At 71.3% G+C, this 24,533-nt stretch carries 21 protein-coding genes; 5 read left to right on the top strand and 16 right to left on the bottom strand.

Going from position 1 to position 24,533, the window contains the following annotated elements; translation table 11 throughout:
• Positions 1–62: 62 nt before the first annotated feature.
• From leuA to hrcA, 12 genes are all read right to left on the bottom strand, one after another.
• Positions 63–1,805 (bottom strand): 2-isopropylmalate synthase, encoded by a 1,743-nt coding sequence (leuA, locus tag FBY41_RS14025; protein ID WP_141844824.1) that lies wholly within the window; start codon positions 1,803–1,805, stop codon positions 63–65.
• Between the two features lie 125 nt (positions 1,806–1,930).
• Positions 1,931–2,101 (bottom strand): hypothetical protein, encoded by a 171-nt coding sequence (locus FBY41_RS23445; protein WP_185749053.1) that lies wholly within the window; start codon positions 2,099–2,101, stop codon positions 1,931–1,933.
• Between the two features lie 39 nt (positions 2,102–2,140).
• Positions 2,141–2,506 carry a VOC family protein gene (locus tag FBY41_RS14020; RefSeq protein ID WP_141844823.1) on the bottom strand — a complete coding sequence of 122 codons (366 nt, stop codon included), beginning with the start codon at positions 2,504–2,506 and terminating at the stop codon, positions 2,141–2,143.
• Between the two features lie 66 nt (positions 2,507–2,572).
• A complete protein-coding gene (era, locus tag FBY41_RS14015) occupies positions 2,573–3,532 on the bottom strand; it encodes a GTPase Era (RefSeq protein ID WP_141844822.1) in 960 nt (319 codons plus the stop codon).
• Positions 3,510–4,826, bottom strand: coding sequence for a hemolysin family protein (locus FBY41_RS14010; protein WP_141844821.1), 1,317 nt, complete (start codon positions 4,824–4,826; stop codon positions 3,510–3,512). Before FBY41_RS14010 ends, era begins: the two co-directional genes overlap by 23 nt.
• A 44-nt stretch (positions 4,827–4,870) precedes the next feature.
• Positions 4,871–5,338: an rRNA maturation RNase YbeY gene (ybeY, locus tag FBY41_RS14005; protein ID WP_141844820.1), complete on the bottom strand. Its 468-nt coding sequence runs from the start codon at positions 5,336–5,338 to the stop codon at positions 4,871–4,873.
• Complete coding sequence (locus FBY41_RS14000) at positions 5,335–6,426, bottom strand: PhoH family protein (RefSeq protein WP_141844819.1); 1,092 nt, start codon at positions 6,424–6,426, stop codon at positions 5,335–5,337. The genes ybeY and FBY41_RS14000 overlap by 4 nt, the downstream gene beginning before the upstream one ends.
• Before the next feature lie 13 nt (positions 6,427–6,439).
• Positions 6,440–7,972 carry a S10 family peptidase gene (locus FBY41_RS13995; protein WP_221629278.1) on the bottom strand — a complete coding sequence of 511 codons (1,533 nt, stop codon included), beginning with the start codon at positions 7,970–7,972 and terminating at the stop codon, positions 6,440–6,442.
• Positions 7,969–8,325: a histidine triad nucleotide-binding protein gene (locus tag FBY41_RS13990; protein ID WP_141844818.1), complete on the bottom strand. Its 357-nt coding sequence runs from the start codon at positions 8,323–8,325 to the stop codon at positions 7,969–7,971. The genes FBY41_RS13995 and FBY41_RS13990 overlap by 4 nt, the downstream gene beginning before the upstream one ends.
• Before the next feature lie 95 nt (positions 8,326–8,420).
• Positions 8,421–9,164 (bottom strand): 16S rRNA (uracil(1498)-N(3))-methyltransferase, encoded by a 744-nt coding sequence (locus FBY41_RS13985; protein ID WP_141844817.1) that lies wholly within the window; start codon positions 9,162–9,164, stop codon positions 8,421–8,423.
• Positions 9,165–9,191: 27 nt separating this feature from the next.
• Complete coding sequence (gene dnaJ, locus FBY41_RS13980; RefSeq protein ID WP_141844816.1) at positions 9,192–10,325, bottom strand: molecular chaperone DnaJ; 1,134 nt, start codon at positions 10,323–10,325, stop codon at positions 9,192–9,194.
• Between the two features lie 89 nt (positions 10,326–10,414).
• On the bottom strand, positions 10,415–11,458 hold the full coding sequence (gene hrcA / locus FBY41_RS13975) for a heat-inducible transcriptional repressor HrcA (protein ID WP_141844815.1): 1,044 nt from the start codon (positions 11,456–11,458) through the stop codon (positions 10,415–10,417).
• Between the two features lie 169 nt (positions 11,459–11,627).
• Here hrcA and FBY41_RS13970 point away from each other — a divergent pair, with 169 nt between their 5' ends.
• A complete protein-coding gene (locus tag FBY41_RS13970) occupies positions 11,628–12,512 on the top strand; it encodes a DUF3097 domain-containing protein (RefSeq protein WP_260439774.1) in 885 nt (294 codons plus the stop codon).
• 27 nt (positions 12,513–12,539) lie between these two features.
• Here FBY41_RS13970 and FBY41_RS13965 read toward each other — a convergent pair whose 3' ends face one another.
• From FBY41_RS13965 to hemW, 3 genes are all read right to left on the bottom strand, one after another.
• A complete protein-coding gene (locus tag FBY41_RS13965; protein WP_185749052.1) occupies positions 12,540–14,150 on the bottom strand; it encodes a CHAP domain-containing protein in 1,611 nt (536 codons plus the stop codon).
• 311 nt (positions 14,151–14,461) lie between these two features.
• Entirely contained in the window at positions 14,462–15,928 is a 1,467-nt protein-coding gene (locus tag FBY41_RS13960) for an aldehyde dehydrogenase family protein (protein ID WP_141844812.1), read from the bottom strand.
• The gene (gene hemW, locus FBY41_RS13955) at positions 15,925–17,160 is read right to left on the bottom strand and encodes a radical SAM family heme chaperone HemW (RefSeq protein WP_141844811.1); all 1,236 of its coding nucleotides are present in this window, start codon (positions 17,158–17,160) and stop codon (positions 15,925–15,927) included. The genes FBY41_RS13960 and hemW overlap by 4 nt, the downstream gene beginning before the upstream one ends.
• Positions 17,161–17,220: 60 nt before the next feature.
• Here hemW and FBY41_RS13950 point away from each other — a divergent pair, with 60 nt between their 5' ends.
• The 3 genes from FBY41_RS13950 to FBY41_RS13940 all read left to right on the top strand — a co-directional run bounded on the left by FBY41_RS13950 (position 17,221) and on the right by FBY41_RS13940 (position 20,907).
• Positions 17,221–17,997, top strand: coding sequence for a peptidylprolyl isomerase (locus tag FBY41_RS13950; RefSeq protein WP_141844810.1), 777 nt, complete (start codon positions 17,221–17,223; stop codon positions 17,995–17,997).
• A 98-nt stretch (positions 17,998–18,095) separates the two neighbouring features.
• Positions 18,096–18,935, top strand: a complete 840-nt coding sequence (locus FBY41_RS13945; RefSeq protein ID WP_141844809.1) for a tyrosine-protein phosphatase — start codon at positions 18,096–18,098, stop codon at positions 18,933–18,935.
• Between the two features lie 136 nt (positions 18,936–19,071).
• On the top strand, positions 19,072–20,907 hold the full coding sequence (locus tag FBY41_RS13940) for a DUF222 domain-containing protein (protein WP_141844808.1): 1,836 nt from the start codon (positions 19,072–19,074) through the stop codon (positions 20,905–20,907).
• A gap of 280 nt (positions 20,908–21,187) precedes the next feature.
• Here the strand turns inward: FBY41_RS13940 and lepA are convergent, their stop codons facing one another.
• Positions 21,188–23,047: a translation elongation factor 4 gene (lepA, locus tag FBY41_RS13935; protein ID WP_141844807.1), complete on the bottom strand. Its 1,860-nt coding sequence runs from the start codon at positions 23,045–23,047 to the stop codon at positions 21,188–21,190.
• Between the two features lie 276 nt (positions 23,048–23,323).
• On the opposite strand from lepA, the gene FBY41_RS13930 reads away from it, so the two are divergent.
• The gene (locus tag FBY41_RS13930) at positions 23,324–24,502 is read left to right on the top strand and encodes a M48 family metallopeptidase (RefSeq protein ID WP_260439771.1); all 1,179 of its coding nucleotides are present in this window, start codon (positions 23,324–23,326) and stop codon (positions 24,500–24,502) included.
• Positions 24,503–24,533: the final 31 nt, after the last annotated feature.

The raw sequence follows: 24,533 nt of genomic DNA, 5'->3' as shown, positions 1-24,533 counted from the left end.
TGGCTCAGGGTGGGGCCCACCGCGCGTCGAGCGGCGGGCCCCACCCGCGTCGCGGGCCCCGCTCAGGCGGTCGTCGCGTCGCGGACCGACCGGTTGACGGCGGACACCACGGCCTTGATCGACGCCGTGACGATCGACGGGTCGACCCCGACGCCCCAGAGCACCCGCTCACCGACGGCGCACTCGACGTAGGCAGCGGCGCGCGCGTCGCCACCGGCCGAGAGCGCGTGCTCGGCGTAGTCGAGGACGCGGACGTCCGGAGCGTCCTCGACGGTCGAGAGCGCGTCGACGAAGGCGGCGATCGGGCCGTTGCCGCGGCCGTGCACCGTGAGGCTCTCGTCACCGTCGCGCATCGTGGCCTCGAGCGTGCTGACGCCGTCGACCGTCGAGTCCGTCACGACGTTGACGAGCTCGAAGCGGCCCCAGGCGCGGTCGGGGTCCGGCAGGTACTCGTCCTGGAACCTGGCCCACAGCTCGGCCGGAGCGACCTCGCCACCGTCCTGGTCGACACCGCGCTGCACCACTCCGGAGAACTCGATCTGGAGCCGGCGCGGGAGGTCCATCTGGTGCTCGGACTTCATGATGTAGGCGACGCCACCCTTGCCGGACTGGCTGTTGACGCGCACGACCGCCTCGTAGGAGCGGCCGAGGTCGTGGGGGTCGACGGGGAGGTAGGGCACGCCCCACACGAGGTCGTCCACGGAGGTCCCCTTGCCCTTGGCCTCGACCTCCATCGCCTCGAAGCCCTTCTTGATGGCGTCCTGGTGCGACCCGGAGAAGGCGGTGAAGACGAGGTCGCCGCCGTAGGGGTGGCGCTCGCCGACCGGCAGCTGGTTGCAGTACTCGACCGTGCGGCGGATCTCGTCGATGTCGCTGAAGTCGATCTGGGGGTCGATGCCCTGGCTGAAGAGGTTCATGCCGAGGGTGACGAGGTCGACGTTGCCGGTGCGCTCGCCGTTGCCGAAGAGGCACCCCTCGATGCGGTCCGCCCCGGCGAGGTAGCCGAGCTCGGCGGCTGCGACGCCCGTGCCCCGGTCGTTGTGCGGGTGGAGCGAGACGACGACGGACTCCCGACGGTCGAGGTGGCGGATCATCCACTCGATCGTGTCGGCGTAGACGTTGGGCGTGATCATCTCGACCGTGGCGGGCAGGTTGATGATCATCTTGTGGTCGGGGGTCGGGTCGAGCACCTCGATCACGGCGTTGCAGATGCGCATCGCGAAGTCGGGCTCGGTGCCCGTGTAGGACTCCGGGGAGTACTCGTAGTAGATCTGGGTGTCGGGGATCGTCTCCTCGAGCTTCTTGATGAGGCGGGCCCCCTGGACGGCGATGTCGATGATGCCGTCCTGGTCGAGCCCGAAGACGACCCGGCGCTGGAGGATCGAGGTCGAGTTGTAGAAGTGGACGATGGCCTGCGTCGCGCCACGGATCGCGTCGAACGTGCGCTCGATGAGGTGGTCGCGGCACTGCGTCAGCACCTGGATCGTCACGTCGTCGGGGATGTGCCCGCCGTCGATGAGCTCGCGGCAGAAGTCGAAGTCCGTCTGGCTCGCAGACGGGAAGCCGACCTCGATCTCCTTGTAGCCCATCTTCACGAGCAGCTGGAACATCCGCAGCTTGCGCTCGGAGTTCATCGGGTCGATGAGCGCCTGGTTGCCGTCACGCAGGTCGACCGCGCACCACCGCGGGGCCGTCTCGATGCGCTTCGTCGGCCACGTGCGGTCGGGCAGGTCGAACGGGATCTGCTCATGGAAGGGCTGGTACTTCTGGAACGGCATTCCCGACGTCTGCTGGGGGTGGATCATCGCTTCACTCTCTCGTCTGCGTTTCGCTCGGTGTCCGGCCGGACACGGGAAACTCCGCGACGAGGAGGGCCGGGGGTCAGGCCTCGTCGCGGCAGAGAAGGAGGAGGCTCACCGCACGCACGATGTCACCGTATGCCGGTGGGTCGGCTCGCGTCCACCCCTCGGGACCCCTGCCCGGATCGTGAGACCTCGGGGTCGTCGGGCGCGTCGGCGATCTGCTCCTCGGGGCGCGGGGGGACGTTCTGGTCGTCCTCGAGGACCTCGAGCTCGTGGTCGTGTGCGGCTGTCTCCGACATGTCAGCCTCCTCGCTCCGAGTCTAGGACGGACGCGCCTCTCAGGCGCGCTGACAGACCATGAGCGCGTTGCCGTCGGGGTCCTCGAACTGGACGAAGAGGACGCTGCCGATGTCCTCGACCTCGGAGGTGATCGTCACGTCGAGCCTGCGGAGGTGGGCCACCGTGGCCACCATGTCGTCGGTCCAGAGGAAGAAGCGCGGCGGCCCCGACGTCTCGACGTCCGGTCGGTTGGCGTCGAGCGAGAGCCGGGTCTCCCCGTCGGTGGGCACGTCGTAGATCGTGCCCCCGTGGGAGGCGGCGCCCGGCTCGAAACCCAGCAGGGCGGCATACCACCGGATGGCGGCGGCCATGTCGCGGACGGGGACGAAGACCTGGCCGACTCGGCGCTGGATCGGGCTGCTCACCCCGGCAGGCTAGGGGCACCCACCCACAGCGCGAAATCGCCTGTGCCGCAGCGCTGGAACGCAGCGCTAGAAGCCGAGGCGCTGCATCTGCTTGGGGTCACGCTGCCAGTCCTTGGCCACCTTGACGTGCAGGTCGAGGTAGACCTTCTGGCCGAGGAGCTGCTCGATCGCCTTGCGGGAGTTCGTGCCGACCTCGCGCAGCCGGGACCCCCCCTTGCCGATGACGATGGCCTTCTGGCTCGGGCGCTCGACGAAGACGTTGACGCGCACGTCGATCATCGGGCTGTCCTCGGGGCGCCCCTCCCGCGGCACCATCTCCTCGACGACGACCGCGAGCGAGTGCGGCAGCTCGTCGCGCACGCCCTCGAGGGCTGCCTCGCGCACGAGCTCGGCGATCATGATGATGTCGGGCTCGTCGGTCATCACCCCGTCGGGATAGAGCTGGGGCGAGCGCGGCAGGTAGGACGACAGGAGGTCGCGCACCTGCTCGACCTGCTCCCCCGACACGGCCGAGCACGGGATGATCGCGTCCCAGTCGCCGAGCTGGTCGATGGCCATGAGGTGCTCGGCCAGCTGGTCGCGGTCGACGGTGTCGGCCTTCGTCGCGATCGCGACGACGGGACGGCGACGCACGGAGCGCAGCTCGGTCAGCTCGTTCGCGATGAACGCGTCACCCGGCCCGGGGCGCTGGTCGGCCGGCAGGCAGAAGCCGATGACGTCGACCTCGAGAAGCGTCTCGCGCACGAGGTCGTTGAGCCGCTGGCCGAGCAGCGTGCGCGGCTTGTGCAGCCCGGGGGTGTCGACGAGGATCAGCTGGGCCTGCGGCGTCGTCGAGATGCCGCGGATCGTGTGCCGCGTCGTCTGGGGCTTGGAGCTCGTGATCGCGACCTTCTGCCCCACGAGGGCGTTGGTCAGCGTCGACTTTCCGGCGTTGGGCCGCCCGACGAGGCAGGCGAACCCCGCGCGGTATGCCGCCTGGTCGCCGTCCTCCGGTGCCGTTCCCTCAGTGCCCGCTCGCGTGCCCATGGGCGTCCTCCGTGTCGGTGTGGTCCATGTCAGTGTCCTCTGCCGCGACGCGGTGCACGATGACCGAGGCGACGCGGTGGCGCCGACCGGCCATCCGCTCGGCCGTCAGCTCGAGCCCCGCGATGCGGGCGGAGGAGCCGACGATCGGCACGCGGCCGATCGCCTTGGTGAGGAGGCCGCCGACGGTGTCGACGTCCTCCTCGTCGATCGTGACGTCGAAGAGCTCGGCGAGGTCGTCGATGTCCATCGAGGCGGGCACCCGCAGCGTGCCGTCCTCGAGCTGCTCGACTCCTGGCGCCTCGCGGTCGTGCTCGTCGGCGATCTCGCCGACGATCTCCTCGATGATGTCCTCGATCGTTACGAGCCCGGCCGTGCCGCCGTACTCGTCGACGACGATCGCGAAGTGGGTCTGGTCGCGCTGCATCTCGCGCAGCAGGTCGTCGACCGGCTTGCTCTCGGGCACGAAGTGCATGGGCCGGGTCACCTCGGTGGCCAGGCGCTTGGCGTCCTCTGGGGCGGCGTTGAGCCGCCGTGCGACGTCCTTGAAGTAGAGCAGGCCGCGCACGTCGTCGCTGTCCTCGCCGACGACGGGGATGCGCGAGAAGCCGGAGCGCAGGAAGAGCGACATCGCGCTGCGCAGCGACTTGTCGGCGTCGAGCACGACCATGTCGGTGCGCGGCACCATGATCTCGCGCACGACGGTGTCGCCGAGCTCGAAGACGGAGTGGATCATCTCGCGCTCGTCGTCCTCGATGACCTCGGAGCGGCCGGCCATGTCGACGAGGTCACGCAGCTCGGACTCCGTCTGGAAGGGGCCGTCGCTGTAGCCCTTTCCCGGTGTGACGGCATTGCCGAGCACGACGAGCAGCTTGGCGACCGGGCCGAGCACGCGTCGCAGCCCGACGGCGAGCGGCGCGCTCCAGAGGGCGACGGTGTCGTAGTGCTGACGGCCGAGGGTGCGCGGTGAGACCCCGACGACGACGAACGACACGACGGCCATGATCGCGATGCTGATGAGCGCCCGGCTCCAGGTCGACTCGACCTGCCCCGCGACGGCGAGCGTGACGAGCACCGCTGCGGTCGCCTCCGCCACGACGCGCAGGAAGGCGATGACCGACAGGTAGGCCGGCGAGTCGCCGACGACGACCATGAGCGACTTCGCGCCGGAGCGGCCCTCGTCGTAGAGCTCCGCCGCCCGGACCCGCGACATGCGGAAGATGGCCGCCTCGGACGCCGACAGCACGAAGGCCATCGCGATGCTGATGAGGGCCGGGAGGACGAACTGCGGGAGCATCAAGGTCTCTCGTGAGTGAGCTTCTGTGCGGGACGGGGGCGCGCTCAGGCGCCGGGCCGGCCCCGGGTCGCGAGGAAGGTGAGGAGCAGCTGGCGCTGGAGCTCGAACATCTCGCGCTCCTCCTCGGGCTCGGCGTGGTCGTAGCCGAGCAGGTGCAGGATGCCGTGGGTCGTGAGGAGCAGCATCTCCTCCATCGGGGCGTGGCCCGCCTCGGCCGCCTGCCGCGTCGCGACCGACGGGCAGAGCACGATGTCGCCGAGGGTGCCCTCCTCGGGCTCCTGGCCCTCCCGGCCGGGACGCAGCTCGTCCATCGGGAAGCTCATGACGTCGGTCGGTCCGGGCAGGTCCATCCACTGGACGTGGAGCACCTCCATGGCCTCCTCGTCGACGAGCTTGATGCAGAGGTCGGCCTGCGGGTTGACCCGCATCTGCTCGAGCACGTACTTCGAGCAGGCGAGCAGCTCGAGCTCGTCGACCTTCTCGTCGGTCTCGTTGAGGACGTCGATGCTCACGCGCGAGCCTCTCTCGCTCCGTGAGCTCCTCGCTCGCGAGCCGCCGCGGAGGCCTTGCGCTCACGCTTCTCGCGCTTGACCTCGTCGGCCTCGTAGGCGTCGACGATGGCGCTGACGAGCCGGTGGCGCACGACGTCGTGCGAGGTGAGCTCGGCGAAGTGGACGTCCTCGACCCCTTCGAGGATGTCGCGCACGACCCGCAGCCCCGAGCGGGTGCCGCCCGGGAGGTCGACCTGGGTGATGTCACCGGTGACGACCATCTTCGACCCGAAGCCGAGACGGGTGAGGAACATCTTCATCTGCTCGCTCGAGGTGTTCTGCGCCTCGTCGAGGATGATGAAGGCGTCGTTGAGCGTGCGGCCACGCATGTAGGCGAGCGGCGCCACCTCGATCGTGCCCGAGGCCATGAGCCGCGGGATCGTCTCGGGACTGACCATGTCGTGCAGCGCGTCGTAGAGCGGGCGCAGGTAGGGGTCGATCTTGTCGTTGAGGGTGCCCGGCAGGAAGCCGAGGCGCTCGCCCGCCTCGACGGCGGGGCGGGTGAGGATGATCCGGTTGACCTGGTGGGCCTGGAGGGCGGCGACCGCCTTGGCCATCGCGAGGTAGGTCTTGCCCGTGCCGGCCGGGCCGATGCCGAACACGACCGTGTGCTGGTCGATGGCGTCGACGTAGCGCTTCTGGTTGAGCGTCTTGGGTCGGATGGTGCGACCGCGGCTGCTCACGATGTTCATCGTCAGCACGTCGGCCGGGCGCTCGCTCGACTGGTTGCGCAGCATCCCGATCGAGCGCTCGACGGCGTCGCGGTTGAGCGGCTGGCCGAGGTCGACGATGGTCAGCAGCTCGTCGAGGAGGGAGTCGATGATCTCGAGCTCGCCCGTCGGGCCGCTGAAGGTCATCTCGTTGCCCCGCACGTGGGTGTCGACGAGCGGGAACTGACGCTCCATCGTGCGCAGCAGCTCATCGCGCGGGCCCAGCAGGGACACCATCTCGATGGGCGGGGGGATGCGGCGGGTCAGCACGGGTGCGTCGGAGTCGACGGGGCTGACGGGGCCGCTCGAGTCGGGGCCGGGTGAAGAGGCGTCATTCATCGTGATGTCGAGTCTACGTGCGACCGGCGGAGCTCCTCACCACGAAATCGGCGAGATCGGCACTCTGGCGGCGGCGGGTCGGCTCGTGGACGTACATCATGTGCCCGGCCTCGTAGTAGGCGTGCTCGATGTTGGCGCGCAGCTCGTCGGGCAGCTGGAGGTGCGCGACGACGTCCTCCGCGGCGAAGTGCGGGGTGGCCCCGTCGTAGTAGCCGTAGGCGACGTGCACCCGCAGGTGCGGGTTCTGGCGCATCGCGCGCTCCAGCTGCGGCGAGACGTCGATGGGCCGGCCCTCGAAGTCCTTGAACGACCACGGGTGCACGAGGCGCGAGATCTGCTCGTAGTGCAGGTCGCTGTCGAAGCCGAGCTCGTCGCGAACGTAGTGGTTCCACGTCGCGGCATACGGCCCGGCGATGGCGTCCATCGACGGGTCGGCGTCCATCCCCTCGGCGATCGCGCTCGCTGCAGGCCCCGTGAACCGGCCGTCGAGGCGGCCGACCGACAGCCGCTGGTCACGCAGCAGCTCGGTGAAGAAGCGCCAGTGCTCGATGCGCAGGTCGGCGCGGTCGACGTAGTCCTCACCGAGCCCCGTGAGCCGCGCGAGGGTCGCGACCGCCTCACGCCGCTCGGACGGGGTGAGCCGGGCACCTCGGGACAGGAGCCACGGGTAGTCGCGCGCGGCATACGCCTCCGCCTCGTCGAGCACTGCTCGGAGGCCGCGGCGGCCGTGCTTGCCGTGGTAGTGGGCGATCGCGGCATACGTCGGCAGGTAGAGCGCGTGGGCGCGGTCGTTGCGCTGCTTCTCGAAGTCGACCGACGACAGGTCGAGGACGCTGGAGATGAGGATGAGCCCGTTGAGGTACATGCCGTACCGCTCCTGGAGGTGCCCCGCGAGCGCCGCACCGCGCAGGGTGCCGTAGGACTCCCCCGCGATGAACTTCGGCGACATCCAGCGGCGGTGGCGCGACGTCCAGAGCCGGATGAGCTCGGCGACCGACTCGATGTCCTTCTGGTAGCCGTGGTAGTCGCCGGGCTTGCCGCCCTCGACCGCCCGCGACCACCCCGTCGACATCGGGTCGATGAAGACGAGGTCGCTGACCGCGAGAAGCGACTCCGGGTTGTCGACGAGGTCGTAGGGCGGCGCCTCGAGCGCGCCGACGTCGCCCATGACGACGCGGCGCGGGCCGAGCAGCCCGAGGTGCAGCCAGACGCTCGAGCTGCCGGGCCCCCCGTTGAAGGCGAAGGTCACCGGCCGCTTGCGCACGTCGGCGCCGTCGAGCACGTAGCTCGTCATGGACAGCTCGGCGCGGGCCTTGTGACCACCGAACGTGCCGTCCTCGTGGTGCTCCTCGCGCAGGACGACCCGGCCGGTCGTCGCGGTGTAGCGCAGCTGGCGGCGCCCGACCCGCAACGTGTGGTGGGTCGTGACGAGCTCGTCGACCGGCTCCTTGGGCTCGGGCTTGCCGGTCGGGTCCTTGGACGTGTCGCCGGCAGGGAGCGTCTCGCCGTCAGCGGCGTTCTGGTCGATCTCGCTCCGGTCGCTCACAAGAGCCACTCCTCGCTGAATCGGGCCCCCGCGAGCACGTGGACGTGGGCGTGGAAGACGGTCTGGCCAGCGCCACTGCCGGTGTTGACGACCATCCGGTGCGCGTCGGCGACGCCCTCCTGCTCGGCGACCTGCTGGACGAGCCGGAAGACGTCGGTGAGGTCGTCGGACGACGCGGCAAGGGCGCCCACGGTCGGCTCGTGCCGCCGAGGGACGACGAGCACGTGGACCGGCGCCGCCGGGTTGATGTCGCGGATCGCGATGGAGCGCTCGGTCTCGGCCACGCGCTCGGACGGGAGCTCGCCGGCGACGATCCTGCAGAAGATGCAGTCGTCGGGCGTCTGCTGGGTCATGCCTGCACCCTAGGCACCTCGACCCCACCGCGCACCTGAGTCGACGAGCCCGTCGCCGCCCTCCCGCCCATTCGAGGTCTCGGGAGGTCTGTCGGTCAGCGCCAGCGGGTGGCGGCGTTGATGACGGCCAGGGCTGCGGGGCCGGCGGAGGAGGAGCGCAGGATCGCCGTGCCGAGCCGCACCGGGCGACCGCCCGCCGCCGTCAGCGCCTCGAGCTCGCGGGGCGAGATGCCTCCCTCGGGACCCACGACGACGAGCACGTCACCGTCGGCGGGCAGGTCGAGACCGGCCAGGCGCTCGACGGCCTCCTCATGGAGCACGACCGTCAGCGCCGCAGCCTGCACCCGCGCGACGAGCGCCCGGAGGTCGACCGCGGCGGTCGTGAGCGGCATACGGGCTCGGCGGGACTGCTTGGTCGCGCGGGCGACCACGGCGGCCCACTTGGCGAGCGACTTCGCGGCGCGCTCGCCGCGCCAGACGACGACCGAGCGCTCTGCCTGCCACGGCACGACCTCGTCGACACCGAGCTCGGTGGCGGCCTCGATCGCCTGCTCGTCGCGGTCGCCCTTGGCCAGGGCCTGCACGAGCACGAGACGCGGCTGCGGGGCGGGCTCGTCGGTCACCTCGACGACCCGGCCACGCACCCACGTGCGGTCGACCTGCTCGGCCTTGCAGAGCACGCACCGCCCCGCACCGTCGGCCACGAGGTAGCGCTCACCCGGCCGCACGCGCACGACGGTCGCGGCGTGACGGCCCTCGTCGCCCTCGAGCAGGAGCACGCCGCCCGCCACCGCGCCTGCGACGGCCGAGGCGTCTCCGAGGAAGAGCTGGTGGGTCACCGCGAGCACTCCCCCACGCTCACGGCGTCACTTCTCCTTGAAGGCGTCACGCAGCTTGCCGAAGAGGCCCTTGTTGGCGGGGGCGAGCCGACCCTCGGGACGCTCCTCCCCGCGCAGCGCTGCGAACTGCTGGAGCAGCTCGCGCTGCTCCTCGGTCAGCCGGGTCGGGGTCTGCACCGTGGCGTGGACGAGCAGGTCTCCGCGCCCGCCGTGGCGCAGGTGCGTCACGCCGAGCCCGCGCAGGGTGTGGACCTCGCCGCTCTGCGTGCCCGGCTTGATCTCGAGGTCCTGCATGCCGTCGAAGGTCGAGAGCTTGAGCGTCGTGCCCAGCGCGGCCGCCGCCATGGGCAGCTCGACGCTGCAGTGCAGGTCGTCGCCCCGCCGCGTGAACGTCTCGTGGTTCACGACGCGGATCTCGACGTAGAGGTCGGCGTTGGGGCCGTTGCCCGGGCCGACCTCACCCTCTCCGGTCAGCTGGATGCGGGTGCCGGTGTCGACGCCGGCGGGCACCTTTAGCTTGAGGTTGCGCCGCGTGCGCACGCGCCCGTCGCCGGAGCAGTCGTGGCACGGGTCGGTGAGGTTGGAGCCGTAGCCTTGGCAGTTGACGCAGGGCCGCGAGGTCATGACCTGGCCGAGGAAGCTGCGCTGGACCTGCTGCACCTCGCCGGCGCCCCTGCAGATGGGGCAGGTCTCGCGACCGGTGCCCGGCTCGGCCCCGTCACCGCCGCAGCGCGCGCAGCCGATGGCCGTCTCGAGCGTCAGCTCCTCCTCGGAGCCGAAGACGGCCTTGGCGAGGTCGATGTCGAGGCGCACGAGGGCGTCCTGGCCGCGCTGCACGCGCGAGCGGGGTCCCCGCGTCCCGCCCGGGGCACCGGCACCGAAGAAGGCGTCCATGACGTCGCTGAAGGAGAAGCCCGCCCCCGCGCCGTAGCCCGCGCCACCGCCGCTCGCGAAGGGGTCCGAGCCCAGGTCGAAGGACCGCCGCTTCTGCGGGTCCGAGAGCACGTCGTAGGCCTGTGAGACCCGCTTGAACTCCTCCTCGGCCTCCGCGCCCGGGTTGACGTCCGGGTGCAGCTTGCGGGCGAGGCGACGATAGGCCTTCTTGATGTCCTCCTGGCTCGCGTCGCGAGCCACCCCGAGGACGGCGTAGTAGTCGTTCAAGCTGAGGTTCCTTCGTGGGACGTGGTGCGTGTGGTGCCGGGGCGACGGTGCTCCGACGGCTGGCCTCGTTGCAGAGGTGAGGATCTGGGTCAGGTGGTCTGGTTGGCGTCGAGGATCTCGGAGACGTAGCGCGCGACGGCCCGGACCGAGGCCATCGTCATGGGGTAGTCCATCCGGGTCGGGCCCAGCACGCCCAGGCTCGCGACCCGCTCGGCACCCGAGCCATACCCCATGGAGACGAGCGAGGTCGACTGCAGGCCCGTCACGGGGTTCTCGGAGCCGATGCGCACCGACACGAGGTCGGGGTCGTCACCGAGCTGACCGAGGAGGCGCAGCAGGGTGACGTGCTCCTCGAGGGCCTCGAGGATCGGACCGATAGTGCGCGGGAAGTCGGTGCCCGCACGGGCGAGATTGGCCTGACCGGCCAGCACGACCCGCTCCTCGCGCTCCTCGACGAGGGCGTCACCGAGGGCCGACACCACGGCCTCGGTCGTCGCCTTGTCCGGCTCCGGGGCGTCCTCGACGAGGTGGCGCAGCCGGGTCGCCGCGAGGGTGAAGGGCACGCCGGCGGCGACCTCGTTGATGCGCGAGCGGATCGCGGCGACGAGCGCCTCGCCCTCGGCGTCGACGAGCGAGCGACCGGTGTCGACGACGCGCTGCTCGACGCGGCCCGTGTTGACGATGAGCACGATCATGAGGTGCGTCGCGCCGATCGGCACGAGCTCGATGTGACGCACCGTCGAGCGGGTGAGCGAGGGGTACTGCACGACCGCGACCTGGCGGGTCAGGCTGGCGAGCAGCCGCACGGTGCGGTCGACGACGTCGTCGAGATCGACGGCGCCCTCGAGGAACTGGCTGATCGCGCGACGCTCCCCCGGGTTCAGCGGCTTGACCGCGCTCAGGCGGTCGACGAAGACTCGGTAGCCGGCATCGGTCGGCACCCGTCCCGCCGAGGTGTGGGGGGCGTGGATGAGGCCCTCCTCCTCGAGCAGGGCCATGTCGTTGCGCACCGTCGCCGCGCTGACACCGAGGTGGTGGCGCTCGACGAGGGCCTTGCTGCCGACGGGCTCGGAGGTCTGCACGTAGTCCTGCACGATGGCGCGCAGCACCATGAGCCTGCGGTCCTCGCTCATCAGTCCTCCCTCGCTGCTCGTGCGCACCTCTGGCACTCTCGATTGACGAGTGCCAAGTCTACGCGTTCGGCCGCCGATGCACCGAACGACGTCCTCGGTGTCGAAGGTCGCAGCGCCCTCGGGCGTGGCGTGGCGCGCGGGCCCGCGGGACGGCATACCCTGCCTCACCGTGAGCCCCGACGACCGCTACGGCAACGACGTACTCTCCGGCGACTGGCGTGCCCCTCGGCGGGGCCGCTCGACCGACCTTCCCGCCGAGCGTGACCTCGTCGTCGAGGAGGTCGAGACCGGCTGGGTGGGCGCCGTCGTGCGGGTCGAGAAGGCCGGAGGTATGCGTGTCGTGCACCTCGAGGACCACCGTGGCCGCACCAAGGCCTTCCCGCTCGGCCCCGGCTTCCTCGTCGACGGCCGCCCCGTGACGCTCACCCCTCCCCGGGCCGCGTCATCGGCGCAGCTCGCCGATGCGCTCCGCGCGCAGTCGCGCACGGCCTCCGGGTCGGTGGCGGTGCACGACGCCCGGGCCAGGGTCGCGAGCGGCTCGCGCATCTACGTCGAGGGTCGCCACGATGCAGAGCTCGTCGAGAAGGTGTGGGGCGACGACTTGCGCATCGAGGGCGTCGTCGTCGAGATGATGGACGGCGTCGACGATCTCGCCGGCATCATCGCCGAGTTCCAGCCCGGCCCCGGACGGCGGCTCGGCGTCCTCGTCGACCATCTCGTGCCGGGCACCAAGGAGGCGCGGATCGTCGACCAGGCGCGTTCCCTCCCGGGGCTCGCGGCGCACGTCAAGATCCTCGGACACCCCTACGTCGACGTGTGGCAGTCGGTCCGCCCCGAGCGGCTGGGCTGGCAGAGCTGGCCCGTCATCGCCCGTGGCACGTCGTGGAAGCACGGGATCTGCGCCGAGCTCGGCTGGCCGCACGACACCCAGGCTGACATCGCGCGCGCCTGGAAGCGCATCCTCGGCACCGTGGGCACCTACGCCGACCTCGAGCCGACCCTCCTTGCGAGCGTCGAGGAGCTCATCGACTTCGTCACCGAGCCGGCCGCCTGACGGTCCCTTCTCCGAGCCCGTCTGCCGTCAGCGCAGCACGTAGCCCGTGATGTCCACCTTGACGTATGCCGCAGCCGACGTCCTGACGCGGATGGCCCCGTCGGGGCCGATCGGCACGACGATGGTGTTGGTCACGGTGGCGCCGGAGAGGTACTTCACCGTGGCGTACGGCGTCTCGGCGGCGCCGCTCGGGTAGGCGGTGAGATAGCCGCTCGCCGTGGGCGACACGGCCGTGACCGTGACGGTGACGGCGCTGACGCCCGAGGACGGGACGCCCGCCTTCCCGAGCACCGGCACGATGGGCGCCGAGCCCGCGGGCACTCGACCGGCGGGGAAGCCCAGCCCGCTCTGGCTGTCGAGGACGCGCTTCGGGGTGAGGGCGACCTGGTCGCCACCGGAGCGGAGCCATCCCACGATGTCGACCATGACGTCCGTCTGCGCGGACGAGTGGATCTTCACCGCACCCCCGGTGCCGATGCGCGCGACGACGAGGCCCGTGCCGGCCTTGCCCGTCTCGTAGCGCACCTGCGGGGCCGCGGGCCGCGTCGCCCCCGACGGGTAGGTGGTCAGCCAGCCTCCGCCGGTCGCATTCGCGGACGAGACGTCGAGCAGGACCGCCGAGGCACCGGAGGTCGGGACGCCGGCCCGGCCGGTCACGGTGAGGCTGAGGGTGCCCCCTGCGGCGAGCTTCGCCTTCGTCGCGGAGAGACCGGTGCGCGTGTCGAGCACCCGCACGGGCGCCCCGCCCGCAACGTGCCCCCCGGTGGCCGACCACCCCACGACGTCGGCCGAGAGGTCGGTCGTGGCGGACGTGTAGATGCGGACCTTGCCGTCGGAGCCGACCCGGGTCATGACGCTCGTGGTGTTGGGGCGAGCGGCCCTGATGGAGGCCGCTCGTGCGGTCGGCTGCGTCGTGCCGGAGGCGTGCACCGTGAGGTAGCCGTCAGTGGCGGGAGTCGTCGCGTTGACGTTGAGCAGCACCTTGTCGATGCCGGAGGTGGGCAGCCCCCCTCGCCCGGTGACCTGGAAGGTGACGGCCGACCCGCCCGTGACCCGCACCTTGGCGGCGCCGTTGCCGGTCCGCGTGTCGAGCAGGCGGACCGGACCCGCGACCTGCCAGGACGGGTCCGTCGTCGGAGCGCTCGCGCCCTGGTCCTTGAGGTGGATGAAGCCGGTGGGCCAGCGACCGCCCGTCAGCGTGATGCGGCGCCAGCGGAAGTCGCCACCCCAGTTGTCCTCCGAGACGAGGATCTCCGAGGGTGAGATGACCTTCTCCACGTAGGCCACGTGTCCCGTCGCGGAGTAGGACGTGTTCCACCACGCGACCGCCCCCCGCGCAGGGCTGTTGTTCGTCTGGGTCGGGAAGGCGGGACCCCAGTTGTAGGCATTGCCCGACAGCGAGTCCGGCCGGACGTTCGGCATCCCGTTCTTCACGAGGCGGTAGGCGACGTAGTTCGTGCAGTTGTGGCCGGGCGTCTGGCGCCAGTAGCTCGTCGAGGAGACCGCCTTGTACCCGCTGTCGGAGTAGCCGGCCGCGTTGCACGTGTCGTAGCCGGTGCAGAGGACGATCCACTCGGCGGAGCTGGCCGGAGCCGTGAGGCCGACGCTCGTGAGCAGGGCGAGCAGGAGCGCGAGCACCGGCAGTGAGCGCCTCGACCGTCGACGCCGGGACCGTGGCGTAGCCGACGGCTCGGTCGACGGCTCGGTCGACGGCTCTGCCGGCAGCCCGGTCGGCGGCCCGGTCGGCAGCCCGGTCGGCGGCTCCGGGGCGGGGCCTGCACAGGTGGGGCTGGCTGCTGGACGTCCGGCTGCGCTCACCGTGCGGCTCCCGTCGTGGGCATCAGGTCCCTACGGAATCTAGGACAGAAGCGTCACGACGTCACTGCTTTCCCAAAAATCCCTTGCGACACGCCGAGTCCCTACGCCGACATTTCGCCCCCGTGTGCTAATCAGCGACGGCGACCGGGGAAGACGAAACGATCGATGAGACGACGCTGGACGGACGTCCTCGGCGGGCGCACGACGATCGTTGCGTCCGGCCGCAGCGGCTGGCGCAGCACCGCCTTGGCGTGCGAGAAGAGGTCGATGGAGAACTCGCCGTGGTAAGCCCCCATGCCGCTCATGCCGACGCCCCCGAAGGGCAGCTCGGGCACGGCGAGGTGGGCCAGGGGGATGTTGAAGCTGAGGGCTCCCGATGACGTGTCACGAACGAACCGCCGCCTCGTGTCGGGACTCGACGTGAAGACGTAGAGGGCGAGCGGCTTGTCGCGGCCGGTGATCACCTCGATGGCTTCGTCGACGCCCGACACCTCGACGAGGGGCAGCACCGGCCCGAAGATCTCCTCCCCCATCACTGGGTCGTCGAGCGACACGTCGTCGAGCACCGTGGGGGCGAGGTAGCGCGCCGAGAGGTCGCTCTCGCCACCCGTCACCACCTTCGAGGGGTCGATGAGCTCGACCAGGCGACGGAGATGGCGCGCGGTGATGATGCGCCCGTAGTCGTCCGAGCTGCGGGGATCGTCGCCGTAGGAATCGCGAATCGCCTTGATGAGCAATGGCTTGAGCGCATCGAGAGTCTGCCGTGTGCCGAGCACGTAGTCTGGCGCGACGCAGGTCTGCCCGGCATTGGTGAACTTGCCCCAGACGATGCGTCGGGCGGTCGTCTCGAGGTCGACGCCGTCGTCGACGAACGTCGGCGACTTGCCGCCGAGCTCGAGGGTGACGGGCGTCAGGTGCCGGGCCGCCGCCTCGAGCACGATGCGCCCGACGACACCGTTGCCGGTGTAGAAGATGTGGTCGAAGCGCTCCGTGAGCAGCGCGGTCGTCTCCGGCACGCCGCCCTCGACGACGTGCACCGCCTCGGGGTCGAGGTGCTGCGCCATGAGTCGCGCGATGACGGCGGATGTCGCCGGCGCGACCTCGCTCGGCTTGACGACGGCGGCGTTGCCCGCGGCCAGCACGCCCACGAGCGGTCCGAGCGTGAGGAGCACCGGGTAGTTCCACGGGGCGATGATGAGCACGACCCCGAGCGGCTCGCGCACGATGCGCGCCTGCCCGGGCTGGACGCGCAACGGCACCGACACACGACGCGGAGCGAGCCATCGGCGCAGGTGCTTGAGGGTGTGGTCGATCTCACTGACGACGAGACCCATCTCGGTGAGCCAGAACTCCTCGGCGCTCTTGCCCAGGTCGGCCTCGAGCGCCTGTGCGATCTCGTCGTGGTTGTCGATGAGCAGCTCTCGCAGGGCCTTCAGCTGGGCCTCACGCCAGGCATACGGCTTGGTGCGGCCGCTGTCGAAGGTGTGACGTGCCTGCGCCACGACCGAGGACACGATGGAGGCCACGTCGGACTCGGCGGTCGACCTGGAGGAGGCGAGGTCAGTCATCGGATTCCTTTGTTGGATCGGGTCTTTCATGCCGCCAGGAGGCGGTGGACAACGGTGTCGGCGAGAAGGCGGCCGCGCCGGGTGAGCACGACCCGGCCGTGCGCGACAGCAGCCGGACCGTCGACGAGACCGTCGGCGATGAGCCCCGCCACGGCACCGCGCCCCCCGGTGCCGAGGTCGTCGACGGGCAGACCCTCGACGAGGCGCGTGCCGAGCAGCACCCGCTCGTCGTGGCGCTGCTCGTCGGTGAGGCACTCGCGCGCCTGCGCGGGCGAGACGCCCGAGGCGAGGCGTGCGGCATACGCACTCGGATGCTTGACGTTCCACCAGCGCACCCCGCCGACATGGCTGTGCGCGCCCGGACCGATGCCCCACCAGTTCGTGCCGGCCCAGTAGGCGATGTTGTGGCGGCACCGGGTCTGCTCCGACCGGGCCCAGTTGCTCACCTCGTACCACCCGAAGCCGGCATCGGCGAGCAGGGCGTCGGCGAGCTCGTACTTGTCTGCCTCGTCGTCGTCCTCGGGCATGGCGACGAGCCCCCGGCGCACCTGGGCGGCGAGCTTCGTGCCCTGCTCGACGACAAGGGCGTAGGCCGAGATGTGGTCGGGCTCTAGCGCGATCGCCGTCTCGAGGCTGCGCCGCCAGTCGTCCAGCGACTCCCCCGGCGTGCCGTAGATGAGGTCGACACTCACCTGCATGCCCGCTGCACGGGTGGCCGCGACCGCCCGTGCGACGTTGGCGGGGTCGTGCGTGCGCTCGAGCGTTGCGAGCACGGGAGGCACCGCCGACTGCATGCCGATCGACACGCGCGTGAAGCCGCCGTCGGCGAGCTCCGTGAGCGACTCCGGCGTCACCGAGTCGGGGTTGGCCTCCGTCGTCACCTCCGCGCCGGGCTCGAGCCCGAAGCACTCGCGTATGCCGCCCAGCATCCTCACGAGGTCACCCGACCTCAGCATCGTGGGAGTGCCACCACCGACGAAGACCGTTGACACGGAAGGTGACTCGTCACCGAGCACTCGGCGGGCGAGGTCGACCTCGCGCAGCGCGGCATCGGCGTAGGAGTCCACCCCGATCGAGGCTCCGGGGCCACCCAGCTCGGTGAGGGTGTAGGTGTTGAAGTCGCAGTAGCCGCATCGCACGGTGCAGAACGGCACGTGCACGTAGATGCCGAGCTCGGTGCCGGCGAGCGACGACAGGGCCGCTGCGGGGAGCTCGCCCGACGCGGGGGCGGGGTCGCCGTCGGGGAGGGCGGAGGGCGGCATACCACGATTGTCTCAGGCGAGGAGGGCGCCGTTGACCGGCCGTCGTCCTACGCTCAGGAGATGAGCGGTGCGGGCGAGGGCCGGCCCCCACCGGCCGTGCCGTCGCTGCGCACGGCCGTGCTGCTGGTGCTCGCTGCCATCGCGGCCGCCGCGGCCCTGCTCCTCGTGTCGACGCGGACGGGGGACCCGTCGCCGAGCGGTCCGACGACGAGGCCGCCCACGACCGCACCGGGCACGCCGGCGCGGGCAGCCGGGGCCGTGACGTGCACCGCGCCGCCGACACCCCCGACCACGGCGCCCCGTCGGGCGTCCCCGCCCGACCCGGCGATCGCGGCGGGAGCCCGGTGGCGGGCCACCGTGACGACGACGTGCGGCGTCATCCGGCTCGAGCTCGACGGCAGGGCCGCCCCAGCGACGGTCGCCTCGTTCGTGACCCTCGCGCGGTCCGGCTACTGGTCCGACAGCGTCTGTCACCGCCTGACGAGCCACCAGGCGCGCACCGGCTTCCTCCAGTGCGGCGACCCGACCGGGCACGGCTTCGGCGACCCCGGATACGGCCTCCCGCTCGAGAACGTCCCGGCCGACGACCACTACGTGCGCGGCATGGTGGGCATGGCGCGCGGCGACGACGTCAACGGCACGGCCGGAGAGTTCTTCCTGGTTTACCGCGACTTCACCGTGCGACCGGGGGCCCCGGTCTACTCCGTCTTCGGCCGGGTCGTCGAGGGCCAGGAGGTCATCGACCACATCGTCGCGCGCGGCGGCGAGGACACGCGACCGGACGGGCCACCGTTCGCCTCGATCAGCATTCTCACCGTGAGCGTCGTGCGCGACTGACGTCGCGGACGGTCACCAGGGGTCACCAGGGGGTCATCACGGGGTCATCACGGGGTCACCACGGGGTCACCACGGGGGGGCTCGCTTAGGCTGCTGGGGTGTATAGCCCCCAGTGGATCGACCTCGACGGCGTCGTCAACATGCGCGACCTCGGCGGCCTCCCGACCGAGTCGGGTGAGGTCGTGCGACACCGCCGGCTGCTGCGCTCCGACAACCTCCAGGACCTCTCGCCGGAGGCGATCGAGACGCTCGTGACCCGCTTCGGGGTGAGCGACGTCGTCGACCTGCGCACGCACGTCGAGCTCGCCAAGGAGGGCGACGGACCCCTGCGCGCGGTGGTGCAGATCCGCCACCACCACCACACGCTCTACCGCGAGGACTCGACCGAGTCGGGCATCCCCGCCGCGGAGCGCGCCCTCCCGTGGGAGACCGACGAGCGCCATGAGGCCGCGGCGGCTCGTCAGCTCGCTGGCGCGGACGCCGCGCACCGCCGCAGCCACGAGGAGTACTGGTCGGAGCACTATCTCTCCTACCTCGCGACCCGCCCCGACTCCGTCGTCGCCGCTCTCGACGCGATCGCCTCGAGCGAGGGCGCCGCGATCGTGCACTGCGCCGCTGGCAAGGACCGCACCGGCACCGTCGTCGGCCTCGCCCTCAAGGTCGTCGGCGTGCCCGACGAGCTCGTCATCGCCGACTACGCCGCCTCCGCCGAGCGCGTGCCCGCGATCATGGCGCGCCTGCGCTCGAGCACCGCGTATGCCGCGAACCTCAAGGACAAGACGGTCACCCAGCAGTCCCCGACCACCGACACGATGCGCCTGCTGCTGCGCACCCTCGACGAGCGCCACGGTGGTGCGCTCGGCTGGCTGGGCACGCAGGGGTGGACCCGCGCCGACACCGACCGCCTGCGCCGCAAGCTGCTCGGCGACCGGGGCTGACCGGCCTACCAGCGCTGGCCGGCGCACCAGCGCACGGCACCGGGCGGCATACCGCCTGTGGCCCGCCACCAGCTCGAGACCACGAACCCGACGCGCACGCAGGAGCACTGTCGGTGGTCGCCTCTAGTGTCGTTTCATGGCAGAGAACGCGGACGTGCTCGAGCTCCTGAGGAGCCGGCTCGCCGACCTGGAGACGCGGCAGCGCTCCGGGGGCGGCACGTCCGCGACCGACTTCTGGCAGCGCCTGACGGGCGGTATGCCGTCCGCGCCCGACGCGTCCTCCGCGACCGCGTCGGGCCCGTCGCGACCGTCTGTGACGACTGCACCCGCGGAGGCTGACGGGGCGGGCGTGTGGGCCGAGTGGGGCAGGACCACGAGCGGCCCGGCAGAGCCGGGGCCGTCCCAAGGATCGACGGGGACGTCGCGGCGCAGGCCGAGCCGCCGGGTCGCGCCGCAGGTGCGGCCGTTGACCGCGCCGCGGGGGCCGTGGTCCGGGGTGCCTGCGGAGGTGCTGGACTCGATCGACCCGCAAGGGCTGGAGCCCCTGTCGGAGGCCGAGTGGCTCGCGATGGTCGACGACCCGGAGTGGATCGAGGCCACCGCAGCCCGCGCCGCAACGTGGGACAGCGACCGCAGCCGCGCCGACGCCCGCCAGGCTGTGCAGCTCGACGCCGTCGTCGGCCGGTCCTTGGTGGCTCACGCCGACACCGACCTCGCGGCCGCGGCCGAGCGGGTCGCCGCGCAGCGCGCCACCCTCGAGGTCACCCTCGTCGGCATCGTCTCCGAGCTGGTCTCCCGCGGCACCGAGGCTCCGGACGGGCTCTCACGGGTCGACTGGCTCCGCCGCCACGACGCCTCCCTGACCGCCGGGCAGGCCAAAGCCCTCGTCACCGTCGGCGCCGCCCTGACCGGCCCCCGCTGGGCCCGCCTGCGCCTGCTCGTCACCACCGGGCAGGTCACCGTCGGCAACGCCGCCCAGATCCTCGACTTCCACACCCGCACCGCCCCGGTCGCCGACGATGGCGACCTCACCACCGCCCTCGCCGACCTCACCGACCAAGCCCGCCAGCTCCGCCCCGAGGAGCTGGCCCGGCTCGTGCGCCACCACACCGAACAGATCACACCGCCCCGCGACCAGGACGACCTCGACCACCGCCGGCGCACCGCGCGGGGGCTGTGGTTCACCCCACCCAACGCCACCGGCATGGTCGGCCTGCGCGGCACCCTCGACCCCGAAGGCGCCGCCATCCTCAAGTCCGCCATCGACCCCCTCTCACTCCCTCGCCCCGAAAGAGACGAACACGGCCACACCATCACGGCCGACGACCGCACCCCCGCGCGCCGCCGGATGGACGCCCTGCTGGCCATGCTCCAACGTGGCGTCGCCTCCGCCGACCGGGTGCCGACCACCGACAAGGCGAAAGTCGTCGTCCTCATCGACCTCGACACCCTCCTCACCGACCTCAGCGACGACCTCGGCGACCACATCGGCGACGACATCCCCGACGCGTTCCGCCGCAAGCCCCCCACCAGCACCCGCACCGGCACAGCCACCGGCACCGGCACCGGGACGGGCATCACCCTCAGCGGCGACGTCCTGTCACCGGGCGTGGTCCGGCGCATGGCCTGCGACGCCCAGATCATCCCCATGGTCCTCGGCGGCGACAGCAAACCCCTCGACGTCGGCCAGCGCAGACGCCTCTTCACCCGCTCCCAACGCCTCGCCCTCGGCGTGCGCGACAAGGGCTGCAGCTGGCAGGGCTGCACCATGCCCCGAGCTGGTGCGACGCCCACCACGTCACCCACTGGGCCCTCGGCGGCCCGACCGACCTGCTCAACGCGGCCCTGCTGTGCCCGAGACACCACACCGAGGTCCACCGCCGCAACCTCACCGCGACAGTCACCGCCCACGGCGTCACCTGGCACACCTGAGCCACCCGCCCCAATCCCCGCCGAGACCAGCGGGGACTGAGGCATGCCCGCACCGAGATGAATGCTGTTCACAGGGGGCGGCCACGCCTCATCAGGCGCTGTGGCACACCCCGGTGTCGTCACCCCGGTGTCGTCACCCCGGTGTCGTCACCCCCATGTCGTCACGCGGTGTCGTCACCCCGGTGTCGTCACCCGGTGAGGTCGAGCGCGGCGGCGAGGAAAGCCTTGCCCAGTCCGCCGAGCTCGAGGTCCAACACGGTGACGCGGGTATGTCCGCACCCATCACGGATGCCAACACCGTCCCCGTGCCCCCGAGCGGCCTAGGAGCCCTTCTTGCCCTTGTCTCCGTCGCTCGAGAGCGCGGCCACGAAGGCCTCCTGGGGGACCTCGACGCGGCCGACCATCTTCATCCGCTTCTTGCCCTCCTTCTGCTTCTCGAGGAGCTTGCGCTTGCGGCTGATGTCTCCGCCGTAGCACTTGGCGAGGACGTCCTTGCGGATGGCGCGGATGTTCTCGCGGGCGATGATCCGCGAGCCGATCGCGGCCTGGATCGGCACCTCGAACTGCTGGCGCGGGATGAGGTCCTTGAGCTTGCCGGCCATCATGACGCCGTAGGCGTAGGCCTTGTCCTTGTGGACGATCGCGGAGAACGCGTCGACGGTCTCGCCCTGCAGGAGGATCTCGACCTTGACGAGGTCGGCCACCTGGTCGCCGTCGGGCTCGTAGTCGAGGGAGGCGTAGCCGCGCGTGCGCGACTTCAGCTGGTCGAAGAAGTCGAAGACGATCTCGGCGAGCGGCAGCGTGTAGCGCATCTCGACACGGTCCTCGGAGAGGTAGTCCATGCCGCGCAGCGCCCCGCGCTTCTGCTGGCAGAGTTCCATGATCGCGCCGACGAACTCGCTCGGCGCGAGGATGGTGGCGCGCACGATCGGCTCGCTCACCTCGCGGATCTTGCCGTCGGGATACTCGCTCGGGTTGGTGACGTGGACCTGCTTGCCGTCGTCCATCGTGACGTCGTAGACGACGTTGGGCTGCGTCGAGATGAGGTCGAGGCCGAACTCGCGCTCGAGGCGCTCACGGACGATCTCGAGGTGCAGCAGCCCGAGGAAGCCGCAGCGGAAGCCGAAGCCGAGGGCGGCTGAGGTCTCGGGCTCGTAGACGAGCGCGGCGTCGTTGAGCTTGAGCTTGTCGAGGGCCTCGCGCAGGTCGGGGTAGTCGGAGCCGTCGATGGGGTAGAGCCCCGAGAAGACCATCGGCTTCGGGTCGCGGTAGCCGCCGAGGTCCTTGCTGGCGGGCTTGCTCGCGTTCGTGACCGTGTCGCCGACGCGCGACTGGCGCACGTCCTTGACCCCGGTGATGAGGTAGCCGACCTCACCGACGCCGAGCCCCTTGCTCGGCATGGGCTCGGGGCTGATGACGCCGATCTCGAGCAGCTCGTGCGTCGCCCGCGTCGACATCATGACGATCTTCTCGCGCGGGTTGAGGTTGCCGTCCACGACCCGCACGTAGGTGACGACGCCGCGGTAGGTGTCGTAGACCGAGTCGAAGATCATGGCCCGGGCGGGAGCGTTCGCGTCACCGGTCGGGGCGGGGATCTGCGCGACGATCGTGTCTAGGAGCGGCTCGACGCCCTCGCCGGTCTTGCCCGACACGCGGAGGCAGTCCTCGGGCTCGCCGCCGATGAGCTTGGCGAGCTCCTCGGCGTACTTCTCGGGCTGCGCCGCCGGCAGGTCGATCTTGTTGAGGACCGGGATGATGGTGAGGTCGTTCTCCATGGCGAGGTAGAGGTTGGCCAGGGTCTGCGCCTCGATGCCCTGTGCGGCGTCGACGAGAAGCACCGCGCCCTCGCACGCGGCGAGCGACCGGGACACCTCGTAGGTGAAGTCGACGTGGCCGGGCGTGTCGATCATGTTGAGCGCATAGGTCGTCAGGGCGCCGGCGGCGTCCTCGACGGCCCACGGCATGCGCACCGCCTGGCTCTTGATCGTGATGCCGCGCTCCCGCTCGATGTCCATCCGGTCGAGGTACTGCGCGCGCATCGCCCGAGCGTCGACGACGCCCGTCTTCTGCAGCATGCGGTCGGCCAGGGTCGACTTGCCGTGGTCGATGTGGGCGATGATGCAGAAGTTGCGGATGAGGTCCGGCGGCGTTGCGTGGGGCGCCAGCGCAGTACGGGCCATGGGCGACACGGTGGGACGAACCTCGCAGGGTGGGGAGTGGGGGTCGGCATGGCGCGGGTCGGGTGGGCCGACGCCCGCTGCCACCGGCACAGTCTCCCACGCTTTCGCCGTATGCCGTGCACCCCGCGAGCGTCTCAGCCTCAACTCCGCGTCACCCACCGCGTCACCACCGCATCACCACCGCGCCACCCACCGCGCCACCCTCCGTCTCACCGCTGCGCCAGGACTGCACCGCCGACGTGGCCGGGGTCGGTGCCGTGCCGCACAATGGCGCCCATGCGCGCCCAACCCATGCTGAGGCTGCCGGTGGCTCCGGGGTCACACCTGCCCCTGCGCCGCTACGTGCGCCACCCGCGAGAGATCCTCGTGCTCGTCCTCGCCATCATCGCCTCGGTGCTCCTGCTCGTGCTCGCCGTCGACGAGATCATCGCCGCGAACGACGAGGGACGCGCGCCCGACGTCTACGCGCTCGCCCTGATCTTCGCGCCGCTGCTCGTGTGGTTCGCCCGTGGCCAGCTCTGGGCCCAGCAGCGGCTGAGCGGCATCAAGCTGACCCCCGAGCAGTTCCCCGAGGCCTACGCGATGCTCGTCGACGCGGCAGCGCGCTCAGGACTCTCGTTCGTCCCCGACGCCTACGTCGTGCTGGGCAACGGGGTCATCAACGCTGCGGCGTCGGGTCACGGCTTCCGCCGCTTCGTCTTCATCAACAGCGACCTGCTCGAGGTCGGTGGCGCGGCGCGAGAGCCCGAGGCGCTGCGCTTCGTCATCGCCCACGAGGTCGGCCACATCGCGGCCGGCCACGTCAGCTACTGGCGCATCCTCGGCACGTTCGCCTCGCAGTGGATCCCCGTCGTCGGGTCCACGCTGAGCCGGGCGCAGGAGTACACCGCCGACAACTACGGTCACGCGCTCGCCCCGCAGGGTGCCAGACTGGCGATGGCCACCCTCGCCGGCGGCAAGTACCTCAACCGGTCCGTCGACGTCGACGCCATGGCCGACCGGGCCGTCACCGAGCCCGGGTTCTTCGTCTGGGTCGTCAACGCGTCGTCCTCGCACCCCGTGCTGCTCTGGCGCATGCACGCGCTGCGCGACCGGCGCCGCCCCGGCCGCCTGCTCTGGCGACCCCGCGAGCCGTGGCTCTGGGGTGAGGCTCCCTCCCCCGGCACCTATGCGCTGCCGACGATGGTCGGCTTCCAGCCCACGGCCCCGACGGGCATCGGCGCGGGCATCGGCGCGGGCGGCGACGACCGAGCGGTCCGGGCCGACCTGCCGACGACCCAACCCGCGTGGCCGCAACGCACCCCCGCGGCCCCCACCACACCGCTGCCGGTGGCGACGGCGGCCGCCGAGCCCGCGGCATACCGCCCCTTCGACGCTCCCCCGGTGACGCCGCCCTACGACCCGACGGCACCCCAGCCGGAGCGGGAGTCCGAACCCGAGCGCTGGCGCCCCTGAGCGCGAGCGGTCGCTCCGACCACGGAGCGCG

Origin of the sequence: Humibacillus xanthopallidus (assembly GCF_006716675.1) — a bacterium.
GTDB classification, from domain to species: Bacteria; Actinomycetota; Actinomycetes; order Actinomycetales; family Dermatophilaceae; genus Humibacillus; species Humibacillus xanthopallidus_B.
This window is presented reverse-complemented; position numbering and strand designations above follow the sequence as displayed.